11 protein-coding genes are annotated in these 12,517 nt (G+C 40.4%); 6 read left to right on the forward strand and 5 right to left on the reverse strand.

What is annotated here, in order from left to right:
• Window positions 1-210: 210 nt before the first annotated feature.
• A complete protein-coding gene (locus CL181_RS07905; protein WP_097298769.1) occupies window positions 211-1,620 on the reverse strand; it encodes an ATP-binding protein in 1,410 nt (469 codons plus the stop codon).
• A gap of 115 nt (window positions 1,621-1,735) precedes the next feature.
• A complete protein-coding gene (locus tag CL181_RS07910; RefSeq protein WP_097298770.1) occupies window positions 1,736-3,136 on the reverse strand; it encodes an ATP-binding protein in 1,401 nt (466 codons plus the stop codon).
• 171 nt (window positions 3,137-3,307) lie between these two features.
• Between CL181_RS07910 and CL181_RS07915 the strand changes: the two genes are divergently transcribed.
• The 3 genes from CL181_RS07915 to CL181_RS07925 all read left to right on the forward strand — a co-directional run bounded on the left by CL181_RS07915 (window position 3,308) and on the right by CL181_RS07925 (window position 6,336).
• On the forward strand, window positions 3,308-3,523 hold the full coding sequence (locus tag CL181_RS07915) for a hypothetical protein (protein ID WP_097298771.1): 216 nt from the start codon (window positions 3,308-3,310) through the stop codon (window positions 3,521-3,523).
• Window positions 3,524-3,677: 154 nt separating this feature from the next.
• The gene (gene argH / locus CL181_RS07920; protein ID WP_097298772.1) at window positions 3,678-5,144 is read left to right on the forward strand and encodes an argininosuccinate lyase; all 1,467 of its coding nucleotides are present in this window, start codon (window positions 3,678-3,680) and stop codon (window positions 5,142-5,144) included.
• A gap of 67 nt (window positions 5,145-5,211) precedes the next feature.
• A complete protein-coding gene (locus CL181_RS07925; protein ID WP_097298773.1) occupies window positions 5,212-6,336 on the forward strand; it encodes a CorA family divalent cation transporter in 1,125 nt (374 codons plus the stop codon).
• Here CL181_RS07925 and CL181_RS07930 read toward each other — a convergent pair whose 3' ends face one another.
• The 3 genes from CL181_RS07930 to CL181_RS07940 all read right to left on the reverse strand — a co-directional run bounded on the left by CL181_RS07930 (window position 6,337) and on the right by CL181_RS07940 (window position 10,155).
• Window positions 6,337-7,449, reverse strand: coding sequence for a DPP IV N-terminal domain-containing protein (locus CL181_RS07930; protein ID WP_097298775.1), 1,113 nt, complete (start codon window positions 7,447-7,449; stop codon window positions 6,337-6,339).
• An 83-nt stretch (window positions 7,450-7,532) separates the two neighbouring features.
• Window positions 7,533-8,783, reverse strand: coding sequence for a TIGR00375 family protein (locus tag CL181_RS07935; protein WP_097298776.1), 1,251 nt, complete (start codon window positions 8,781-8,783; stop codon window positions 7,533-7,535).
• 301 nt (window positions 8,784-9,084) lie between these two features.
• A complete protein-coding gene (locus tag CL181_RS07940) occupies window positions 9,085-10,155 on the reverse strand; it encodes a DUF362 domain-containing protein (RefSeq protein WP_097298777.1) in 1,071 nt (356 codons plus the stop codon).
• A 273-nt stretch (window positions 10,156-10,428) separates the two neighbouring features.
• Here CL181_RS07940 and CL181_RS07945 point away from each other — a divergent pair, with 273 nt between their 5' ends.
• From CL181_RS07945 to CL181_RS07955, 3 genes are read left to right on the forward strand one after another with little or no spacing between them, the layout of a single operon-like run.
• Complete coding sequence (locus CL181_RS07945) at window positions 10,429-10,626, forward strand: hypothetical protein (protein ID WP_097298778.1); 198 nt, start codon at window positions 10,429-10,431, stop codon at window positions 10,624-10,626.
• Window positions 10,627-10,665: 39 nt separating this feature from the next.
• A complete protein-coding gene (locus tag CL181_RS07950) occupies window positions 10,666-10,839 on the forward strand; it encodes a 4Fe-4S binding protein (RefSeq protein ID WP_097298779.1) in 174 nt (57 codons plus the stop codon).
• Window positions 10,836-12,014 (forward strand): NAD(P)/FAD-dependent oxidoreductase, encoded by a 1,179-nt coding sequence (locus tag CL181_RS07955; protein WP_097298780.1) that lies wholly within the window; start codon window positions 10,836-10,838, stop codon window positions 12,012-12,014. Before CL181_RS07950 ends, CL181_RS07955 begins: the two co-directional genes overlap by 4 nt.
• Window positions 12,015-12,517 lie beyond the last annotated feature (503 nt).

Consider the following 12,517-nt stretch of genomic DNA (forward strand, 5'->3'; position numbering starts at 1 on the left):
GAATAACCAAGAGTGTTATTCATCTCTTCTTCTAATGCTTCTTGAAGAACTCCTTTTATCTCGTTAATAAACGCATCCTGGATGCTTTTACCTGTTTTTAAATTGTTTTTCCTAAGCCATGCCCTTGCTTGTTCTTGTGTAAATAATTCTGCCATGTCACTCAACTCCTATAATATTTCTATTACATAATAGAAGCATCAGCAAAAAAGATTACACTCCCATGAATTTCATAGCCATTTCAATATCTTTTAAATCAAACAGCCTTAAATCAGGCTCTTTTATTTTTTCCTTAAATGATTTCGCAAAAATAGCATAGCGTTCTTTTCTTTTATCTTTGTGCCATTCTACATACTCTACTTTTCCCTTAAGCTGTGCCAAAATCTTTTTCGCATCAACCCTGTCCTGCCATTTGCACTCTGCAAATAATATTTCTTTTGTTTGCTCATTAATTGAAACGATATCTATTTCCGCGACTTTTCGATCACCTTCGATATCTCTGTAAGCACCCCACCATCGCCCGGTTTTATCAAAACCGAGTTTTTGATTTTCCAGGAATTCCTGACAAACACCTTCAAATCTTAACCCAATATATGCATTCATATTATCCTTTATTTTATTAATAAGAGGTTTTTCACGCCGCTTATAGCTGGATATGTTCTTGTAAAAAAACCTGAACCAGAAATTAAGAAGTGGATGGTTGATAACAAAAACACCCTTTCCGCCTGTGACTGGCTTCTCAACAGAGACAAACTCAAAAAGATTTATAAGTTCATTCATTTGCCGTGTCAGTGCGGTTTCTTTCTTTCTAAGAAACGATGCAACTTCGCTTATTCTTGTATTTCCCGATGCTATGGCTGCAAGGATGTCGTAATATATTCCGGATCTTTTGCCAAATTCAAGTGAAAGTATCTGGTTTGCTTCGTCCTCAAGAACTGCATTCTCATCAAAAAATAATCTGTCCATTATTTTCTCAAAGCCAGCACACCCGAGCTGCTCATCCTCTAAGGTAACATAATATTTTGGAAACCCGCCGAAAATTGCATAAAGCCGCACTGCATCTTCAATATTGTTTATTCGAAGCGTATTGCATACCTCCAGAGTATCGCAAAACTTTAACGGCTTTAAGGGCATCTTTCTTTTGAGGCGCCCGTACAGGGGCTGTTTTGAGTCAGAAAAGAGCTTTTTCATTAAACCGACCGTAGAGCCTGAAAAAATAATGAAGAGCCCCGTTTTGTTTTCGTTTAAGTCGATATATTTCTGAAGTATGCCGTAAACCGACCTGTCGACAGCCACAAAATTCTGGAACTCATCAAAAGCAACAATTCCTTCTAATCGTTCGAATAATATCCTGAAAAATGCATCCCAGTCAGTTAATACTTCAAGCTCGGTAAGGATTTTTCTTGTCTTTAGAATACCGGAATATTCCTGCAGGAGACTTGTGCTTTCCTTGTCTTTGTTTACAAAAAAGTACAGGTCAGCCTTAGATAATAATTCCAGAATGAGCCTTGTTTTTCCCACTCTTCGAAGGCCAGTAATGGAAACAGTAAAAAGCTTGCTTTGGGACAATTCAGCAGCTTCCTTCAGATATCTGACTTCTTCAGTTCGGTCGATAAACTTCATTCTATTCACCTACTGAATTATTCAGTAAGTGAATATATAAGGTTTTCTGTATAGTTTCCAATCAATCTCTTTATGCGATTATGCCATCAATGCCTTAATGGCAAACCGCTTCATCTTAATATTCCTCCAAATCCCATATAATAAAGCCCTTTTTTCTAAGATGCTCTTTTCCTTCTATCTTTTTCGCAAATACCGCAAAATGCTCTTTTCTTTTCCCAGGGTTCCATTCTACATGTTTGCTTTTTTCCTGCAAATCGAAAAGCACTCGTTCAGCATCTTTGTGGCTTAGATTCTGCCATTTGCATTCAACGAAAACAATGTCTTTTGAGGCATCATTTAACGCAACAATATCAATCTCTTCACCAACATGCCACCAGCGGCCGATTTCTGAAAATGAAAATTGTTTTAATGCGTATTTTGTCCGTATCAAATCTTCGACCAAAACTTCAAACATATGCCCTGCATAATCTGAGAAATCATTTTTAATAAGTGCAGTGATTTCTTCGCTTCTGCCTGCTTCTAAGTCGATCTTATTCGGGTAAATATACCTGAACCAGAAATTGAAGTAAGGGTCAGATATTAAATAGAGCCTTTTTTTGAATTTGCGTGAAGCAGTTACCGGAATTTCCTCTTTTATAATGTGCAGGCTCTTTAGCACATCAAGATATTTGGATACCATGCTTTTATCAAGCCCGGTATTATTGCATATTTCCCCAAGAGTATTGGAACCCAGTGCAATTGCTCTAAAAATCAGCTTGTAATTTCTTGGCTCCCTGAATTCATCATTAAGCAATGCTTCCGCTTCCATGTAAAGATAGGTTCCTTTTTTCAGGACATTATTTTTGATGTTTTCCCAAAACGATATTTTTGGGCTGAATTTCAATAGGTATTCTGGAATGCCTCCAACTGTATACCACACCATAGCCAATTCCTCCATAGAATAAGGCAAAAATTCTTTCAAAAAAGAGAAATGGAGCGGCTGGACCTGCCATTGGCCGGTTCTTCTTCCGTATAACGGGCTTTTTTTGTCAAGAACATCTGATTCCATGACCGCGATCGCAGAACCGGACAGGACTAACATTATGTTTTCCTTCTTCATTATGAGTTCCCAGATTTTATGAAAAATGGATGGTATGTCCTTATTGCTTTGTATCAGAAAAGGAAATTCATCGATAATTATGACGATTTTTTCTTTTTTCAGCATGGCATCAAATGATCTGTGCTTAAAAACAGTCTCAAAAAAACTCTGCCAGCTATCGAACTCAAGAGCGCCCAGATTTTCGTCTCCGATAAAACGGCCGACTGCTCTGGAGAAATCTTTGATGTTTTGCCTGTCTCCTTCTGTTGATGAAAGCAGGTAGATACCTTTCTTATTATCAAGGAATTTCAGCAATAATTCTGTTTTCCCCACACGTCTTCTTCCATACAAAACGATAAATTCGGCAATGTCTGTTTTGTATCGTTCCTCAAGAAACCCAAGCTCTTCTTTCCTGTCTACGAACTTTTGTTGAGACATAAGTATTATACTTTACTCTCAACTATATAGCTTTATTCGTCTGCTGCCGTATTTCTCCCATTTTTTGCAGAAATTCTTAAAATACCCGTTTTCTAATCTTTAAATATTGGTTCATTACATATACTATATGAAGTTAAGATAACTAAAATAAATATTATATGGGTGAAATAAATGGACTCTGCAGCAGTTTCTGGAACAAATAATCATATGCCTCAAAATATTGCCAATGCAACAATACGGCTAGCTATCATTAAAGCAAAGAAATCGCCTCTTATTGAATATCTGCAAAAAAATGCTAAAATAGATGTAAATATTGTTGATGTCAGAAAGAGGCTTGCAAAAATAACGTCTTCAATGGCTTCTGAGGCAATAGAAAGCAGGGCTTGAAAACCATCAATCCGGAAAATCAATAAGTAAATCGTATCCATTTAAAGCCTGAGATTCCGACTTTAATCTCATAAAAAAATAATCGATCTTGTTTTGAATTAATTGATCAAAAGCCCCTATATTTATAACCATTGACATGAATTAAAGAGAATTTATGAATATATTAAGACGAGGGCGGCTTCAGGTAGCACCTGACGAAGATATCATGCGCTTCACTTCATCAATGGAAGCTGACAAACGTATATTCGATGCTGATATCCAGGTTGATAAGGCACACGTTGTCATGCTGAAAGAACAGGATATAATAAAAGAGAACGAATGCTGTGCAATTCTTTCGGGTCTTGACAGAATACAAAAAGAGGGCATATCAGCACTTGATACATCCTATGAGGATGTACATATTGCTCTTGAAGCACGCCTCATTGAAATGGTGGGTGAAGATACGGGCGGCAGGATGCACTCAGGAAGGTCGCGCAATGACGAAGTTGCGACATGCATACGCCTTACGCTGCGGACGGAACTTTTATTTCTTATGGAGGAAGCAAAAGACCTTGTTGGAACGCTTATAAAAACAGCAGGAAAGCATCATGAAACCATAATGCCAGGATACACCCATACCCAGCATGCCCAGCCCACCACACTTTCTCATAATCTTCTTGCTCATGCAAATGCGATCCTGCGTGATATTGAACGAATAAAAGCTGCATACAAGAACACCAACCAGAATCCCCTCGGTGCTGCTGCATTTGCTTCCACAGGTTTTCCGATAAACAGGAAAAAGACAACTGAACTTCTCGGTTTTGATTCGGCAATCGAAAATTCCATGGATGCAGTCAGTACACGCGATTTTATGATCGAAAGCATAAGCTGTTTTTCAAACATGATGACAAATCTGGGTAGAATGGCAGAGGAACTGATACTCTGGAGTTCATCAGAATTCGGATTTATTGAACTTGATGACAGTTATTCATCAACATCCTCGATCATGCCGCAAAAGAAAAATCCCGATATTGCCGAACTCATGCGCGCAAAAGCCGGAACTGTTAACGGCGCACTTGTGTCTGTACTGACGATATGCAAAGCCCTTCCTTACAGCTACAATCGCGACCTTCAGGAGGCAACACCACACCTGTGGCGTGCCCTTGATACTGTCCGGGCTTCAGTTCGAATGGCCAGGGGTATGATCGGGACAATGAGTGTTAAGAAAAATGCCATGATAACAGCGACAAATACAGGTTTTATGACAGCTACCGAGCTTGCTGATGTCATTGTACGGACCACTGGTATTCCTTTTCGGACTGCACACCATATTGTCGGCGCAATTGCAAAAACAGGTTTGACTCCAACTCTTTCAATGCTTGATGAACTCTCATCAGAAATAATCCATGAGAAATTAAGCGATAGAGGTCTGACAGAAAAAGCTATCAGGGACGCTCTTGACCCTGTGGATAATGTCAGGAAACGCAAAGTAATGGGGGGTCCTTCGCCTCTTGAAACAAAAAGACAGATTGCTGTTATTAATAAAAAGATGATAATAATCGAAAAAGATATTGGATTATTTAATAAAAAAATAAACGAAGCATCGGATAAGCTCGCAAAAGCCTGCAAAAAATGTGCATGAAATCGAGGCAGAGCAGATATAAATATAATACCTTGCATATAAGGTTAGGGACTAAAGAGGCAATATTATGAACGAGGGAAAACCTGCACAGATTACTTCAATACCGGATGAAAAAAAAGAGTCTGGCTGCATCCCACTGCCTCTTCCTGACAGCAAGCAGGCTTTCTGTGTCGCACTACCAATATCGGGGGGAAGACCCATAAAATTAATGGGGGATAATCCGCATGATTTTATTTCATTCTTAAAAGATTCTTCAGTAGCATGGTTAAATTTTCCTGTAAAAGACATCAAAAAGGATGCAGAAATTATTGCAATGTCCCTGGGGTTCAGTTCATCACTTGCGCCTACAATCCTGTCCAGCTATCTTTCTGCATATGAGGACAGGGATACGGAAATGGGATTGATGCTTCCTGCAGTTGCAGTAAAGAAATTTGATGTTCTTATCAGTCCGATACTTTTCCTCATAAGAAAAGACCTGATCGTCACGATTCATGAAGAGAACGTGACGCGTCTTGTGCGTCTTTCCCGCTATGCCGACGCTTTCATGAGAAAAATAAAGCCAACCCTGATACTGGAAGACAAATTGACAATAATCCTGACAAGGCTTATAGATGAAAATATCAACAGGAATTTTGACCATCTAAGACAGATTGAATCCCAGGGGGATGAATTGAGCAAGATCCTGATGGATCCGAAGTCACCACGCGGAATGATCGCTCCTGAGATCCATAACATGAAACATGCCCTTATAAGTTATATGGATACGCTCTGGGCTACCCTTGACGTAGTGAATTCACTCAGGCATGGTGATGCCGAATTGATAAGCGACAGCCCGAAATTGCTTGCAAGAGTAGGTATCCTTTCAGACGACGTGAACAGGCATATTGCCCTGAGTGAACATATGTCCGATGTGCTTGCTTCAGGACTTGAAGTGCTTCAGAGTATATACAATAACCAGCTCCAGATATTAAATAACAGGCTGGCTCTTGTCATGACATGGTTGACCATATTAGGCACGGCAGTTCTGGTTCCAAATACTATTGCCACTGTGCTGGGAAATGCGGCTTTTGACATGGGGCCCAAAGACCAGGGCTGGTATTTGACGCTTATCATCTCCTCTACAATAATTGCGACCTGGGCAGCATATTGGTGGGTTAATAAAAAAGGATTAATGCCAAAAGTAGTGGAATAATCATTTCTTCTTTGACTTAGAATCTGTGTATGCGCGGGATGCCAGTATTATTATCACGATAAGACCAAGTATAAATATAAGGGGTAATACGAGTTCTTCCCGGGTATTTTTCTCCGGTGTTTTTTCAATTACCGGTGTTCCTGTGGCAGCTGGTGTGATCGTTCCTGTAACTGTGGGGGTCGGGGATACTGTGGATATAACTTCGGATTTTTGAAGATTCAATAACTCAACTAATTTATTTCCCTTGATGTCTGTAGCTTCATAAAGAATTGTATTCCCATCCCTGCTCCACGTGGGATTTCCTTGGTTGAAACCATCTTCTATAAGACGTCTTTTTCCGGTGCCATCAGGATTAATGACAAATATCTTTTCACTGCTTGCTAATTGGGTTTCAGTCGAAACAAAAAGAATACCATTCTTTCCCCAATTCAGATCATATTTCTTAAAAACATCATCTGTGACCTGTGTTATACCATCGGCATTGGCAATGTATAATTGATCAAGATTCTTTTTGTCCTGTGATATAAAAACAAAGGAAGTGCCATCCGGGCTCCACCGGGGGTTCCACTGGCGTGAGGTATCATTAATAACCGTTTTCAGTCCGGTTCCATCGATATTTACTTCGAATATCTTTTCATCCCCTTTTTCAAATGATGTGAATAATATCTTTTCTTCTGCTGGATTCCACGAGGCTGCACCCCAGAAACGATCTCTTTTTATAGGTTCTTTTCCCTGGCGGATGGTTTCATTGAGTAGTTTCCTTACCTTTGATCCATCCAGTGAAACAATGAATATTTTTTCTATACCAACATTGTCATAAGACATAAAAGCGAGTTCATCTGTTAGCCATTCAATATCCCATTTCCGATTTAAGTCATTAGTTAGTTGTTTTCTTCCTGACCCGTCGGTTTTTATCGTGAAGATCTGCTGATTTCTTGATGTGTCATAAGAAACATATGCAATCGTGGTGCCATCCGGACTTATTGCCGTACTCCAGTAATCTTTATCTGGAATATTGACCGTGGCATTACTTTCTATAATAAGGTCAGCAGAAACTGGAGCTGAAAATAACGATATTAAGAATAAATAAATGAATATATTTGATACTTTCATAAAACCCAGTCGGTTATATATCTATTTACCATGATAAATGTTACGCTGCTAATATCTTTTCCATTTTTATAATTGCTTATTTATCAAAAATTGCACAATGATGTTTGTGGGTCACAATTTTTTTTATTCATCTTTCGGGGCCCGGATGCAATTGAGCCTGGCAATTCAACACTTCCATATTGTCCTCCTCCACCCGGATTTACCTTTACCTTCCCTTCCCTGAAAGCAATTATAGCACTGATAACCCGCGCATCGATTCCTGAATTCTTTATATCCGCATCAATGAGCACTGTTACTTCAGACCCATATTGGTCAATCAGAGCATTCCAGACACTCTGGACACCTCTGGTGTTGGGGCCGACCCCCAGTGCTTTTGCGATTATTTCTGATAATGGGATGATATGAATATATGGCGGCCTGTGATCCAGATATTGCGGTTCATCAAAAGAGGCGAGCTCATTTACCCTGTCTTTTACCCCCTTTTTTATAGTTCCCCCGCACGAACATTTCCATTTTTTCATGATGCTCTCTTTTATTGTATAATGCGTGAAACACCGGATACATGCGCTTTCGTTGTATTTTCCTTCCTCTGGCGGCATTCCCACGTTAAGAACAGGTTTTCTTCCTTTCTCCCGGATTATTGCCATCTTCAGTTCATCAAAACTTATATCTTCCATTTCAAAACGGTTGAACTCGCGGGCGAGTTTATTGACATAAGGTGAGTGCGCATCCGAATTTGAGAGGTAAGTCAGGCATTTAAGTTCTGCAATCCTGTCTGCATAAGAAGTATCTGCGCTCAATCCCAGTTCCAGGAAATAAATATGCTTATGCCTGTCCCCATAGCATTCTTTGAGTGAATTATGATATGCATACATGGCAGTCCATGGAGTGAAAGCATGCGAAGGCCCGATAAGGGCGCCTGCAGATATTGCAGCGTCCGCGATCTCTTTACCATCCAGCCTGACATTAGGCCTGCCGTTAGAGTCTATGTCTTTTGAATGGGGTTTCATGAACTCATATAGCTCTTCTGCCTTAGAAATTGAAGGGATGATCAGGAGGTGATGTACCTGGTTTATGTCCTCGACCTCGGTTGTAAGGACAAAACTGGCATCCTTTTTTGTTTTTGTATCTGTACCTGCCTTTAGCCTGAAAACACCGTTTTCTTCCTTTAAGGTCTTGATATCTGAAAGCCACCCTGAATGGAGACAATCCCCTGTAGCTACAAGCTGGATACCTTTCTTCATCGATTCTGAAGCTAAGGTAGGAAGATCCATTTTCGGGGACGTTGCCTTGCTATATTTTGAATGAATATGAAGGTCTGCGTTTACTTGCATAGGGAACTAATGAACAGGAATAGATATAGGGCTTATGCACGAATAGTTTTGAGTTTTTTATGCTTCGCAGCGCAATTTGTGAAATCTACATCTAAATAACTACTGGCATAACTGGATTTTGGAACAGTGACAGCGCAGGGTAACTTCTATAAATCCAAATAAAAACCACAGAGCACTCAGAGGACACAGAGAAAAATCACAAATCTCTGTGCTCTCAGTGCTCTCTGTGGTTGATTATCCTTATACTGGCGCCGGAGATGTATGACAATTTAAATATTAATTCCCCGACCACAAAATATCTTTACAAATTCCCGAATGAATATTTTCTGCTGCCACAACCTATTTTTTCAGCGGCTTCCAGATGTATGGATGGGTCTACACCCCATAAGTGGTACATCGACTTACCGTTTATTTTCATTCGTTCATTTATCAGGTCAATTGTGGCAGCATCAATAGCTACCGGGTCTGTTCCTGCCAGTATTCCAATATCTTCCACAAAACGCTCACCTGAAAAATTAAAGCAATCGCATCCGGGTGTAAGATCATAAACCCAGTTGATATAACCGATACGCCCTTTTAGCGCCTTGATAGGGCCAAGTGCTGCTTCGCCTAATCTTTTTTGCATTTTAAAAGATGCATTCGCCGGAGGGATTATTGCCTCGTTTTTGCACGCATCTGCGCAGGATAACTCTCCGCAGCATTTTGAATGGTCTATCCGGGGCGGATAGATTGCCCCCCACGGGCAAACTTCCACGCAATCCCCGCACTGGATGCATTTTTCAGGATCGATAGAAGGTTTTCCCACTTCATGGACTTTGATTTTTCCTGCCCTGTCAAGACATCCCATGCCAAGATGTTTCACGGCGCCGCCGAATCCTGAGGCCGGATGCCCTTTCCCATGAGAGATGATTATCATGGAATCAGCTTCTGCGATACCTGATGCAACTGTGATGCTATCAAGCACATCTCCATTGATCTTTATTTCTCTCCCGTCTCCACCCCTTAATCCATCTGCCACGATAAAGGGAGCATTCGTACTCGCATGGGTAAAGCCGTTCATAGCCGCCCCCTGAATAAGTTCTGCAGCATTCAGCTTCATACCTTTGTATAAGGTCGTAGTGTCTGTAACAAAAGGTATCCCGCCTTCTTTTATTACCATGTCAACGACTGTTCTCACGATCACCGGTCTAATGTGTGTTGTATTGCCATATTCACCAGGGTGAATTTTGATAGCCACAATATCTCCTTTTTTTACGGGTGATATATCCGGAAATATCTTTTTTATCTGTTCCGGCTGATTGTCCTCTGGATTCGTAATTCTGGCATATTTGTAAATAATTTTATTCAATATCGTCACATCCTGCTTGACCATATATAAATCATGCTAATTAAGATTTTCAATAGTTAGCTTCGTGAGTATACACATATAGTTTTAAAACATTATAGAAGCCCCAAACACTAAAAAATTACTTAATAAACAATATAAAACTAAAATAAACAATAATAAAGCTTATAAGAACTGAATAAAACCCAAAAACTTTCATTATATTTAATACTATTAATGCTCATCATGATTATTATGAAGACGTATATTCCAGTAGAAAAACGGACGTGTTCAAAAAACAAAGAAAATGGAGATAGTCGTATGTTAAAAACTTCCGAGGAAAGGGTAAAATTATTAAAAGCTGGAATTTCAGCCAGAAGAATAGAACAGCTTTATATCATAAACAATGATATCAAAATATTAAGTATTCCAGTGCTCTTTGAGGCAGTTGAGGTCCATCAGGAAATCGAAGATAAAGGATTCTTTTGTGAGTTAACCACAGAGTACATGAACGCTTAACAAAATTTATATGTGCTGAATGCGTTAGCAAGGCAGCCTATGAGTGTTATTGTTAATCGTTATAAGTGTGGTTACTGCGGAGCCTGCGTGGGAGTATGCCCCGCTGGCGCTCTTGAGCTGGTGGAAACCTGGATAGAAGTGGATAATACCTGCACGAGCTGCGGAGTGTGTGCAAAAATATGTCCTGTTGGGGCGCTGGTGGTAATAAAATGAGATCCAGTTATGATGTTATTATAGTTGGGGCAGGTCCTGGCGGTTCGATCACTGCAAAAACCTGTGCACAGGCAGGGCTGGAAGTGCTTCTCATTGAGAAAAGGCAGGAGATAGGAGATCCTGTAAGATGCGCAGAAGGAGTTGGAAAAGAAGGTTTAATACACCATATTGAGCCTGATAGCAGATGGATAGCTGCTGAATTAAAAGGCTCAATGATATTTGCGCCTGATGGGACTGAGATTAAAATGTCTGAAGAAGCCTCAAGCCAGAAAGCGGGTTTTAATCTCGAAAGAAAAATTTTTGACCGCGTGCTTGCACAGCAGGCAGCCATGGCAGGCGCAGATGTTATGGTAAAAACAAGGGCCACCGGATTATTAAGGAGCAATGGAAGCATTTCAGGTATAAAAGTTATGTACATGGGAGAAGTCACTGAGATCAAAGCCAGCATAGTCATCGGGGCTGACGGTGTGGAATCCAAGGTAGGCAGGTGGGGAGGAATAGATACATCCTTGAAACCTGTGGATATCAACACATGCACCCAGTTCCTTGTTTCAAATATTGATGCAGGTGAATACAACAAATTTTACATTGGAGAAAAATACGCACCTGGAGGTTACTTGTGGTTATTTCCCAAAGGAGAACATACGGCAAATTTAGGCCTGGGGATCCTCGGGAGCAAATGCGGTACTGTAAGGCCGATTTCATTACTCCATAAATTCATGGAAACTTATATGCCGCAGGGTAAGATCATTGAAATGGTAGTTGGAGGCGTTCCCGTAAGCGGACCGATAAAACAAACAGTGGCTAATGGTCTTATTCTTGTAGGTGATGCGGCAAGGCAGTCAGATCCTCTGACCGGAGGAGGTATCATCAATGCAATGGATGCAGGAAAAATTGCAGGGGAAGTGTGTATCAAGGCAAAAGAAAAAGGAGATTATTCGGTTAAGATATTAAAAGAATACGAAGACAGGTGGCGCGCTACCATTGGGAAAGAATTGAGTAAATCCCTCATGATAAAAAATCTTCTTATAAAGGTATCAGATGAGCAGTTAAACCAGTTGGCTCATTCACTGTCCGGGATAGATACCAGCAAAATGGCTTTGCCAAAAGTGCTGCCAATTTTATTTAAGAAAAATCCGAAGATATTGTGGGAATTAAGGACGCTGTTTATATAAATAATTCAAAAAGAAATTGTAAAAATAAGAAATATTTTTTTATTGCTCATGTGCCCCTAAAATTAGCAAATAATGTTCTATTGGTTGCCGTACTTAACTCTGCCTAATATCGGTAATATGTAGATATGCCAGTTATGACTTTTTATTATCTTCTTATATGAAGAAACCACAGAGCGCACAGAGGACACAGGCGCGCCGAGCAAAGTTCGTAGTCGCCAGCTGGTGCAAATCCAGCATGAGGAAAGGCTAGCCGCCACCTCAGAACTGAACCCCACACCCTGTCTGGTAACAGACCGAATGTGAAGCTGGGGGGAAGGGATACCAGGCCGCAATATAATGGATGTGAAGGTTATAAGCCCCGAAATTCTGTTGATCTTGGAAGCCGACGTTCTCTGTGTAACGGAAGGCAGCAATCACATCACCGAAATTAAGCATCTCCGGTCTTGGAATATAGCAGAGAGCTGCGAACGGCAAGGTGCTGTGAATCCAACGGGGTCTAAGAC

The organism is Candidatus Methanoperedens sp. BLZ2 (assembly GCF_002487355.1).
Classification (GTDB): domain Archaea; phylum Halobacteriota; class Methanosarcinia; order Methanosarcinales; family Methanoperedenaceae; genus Methanoperedens.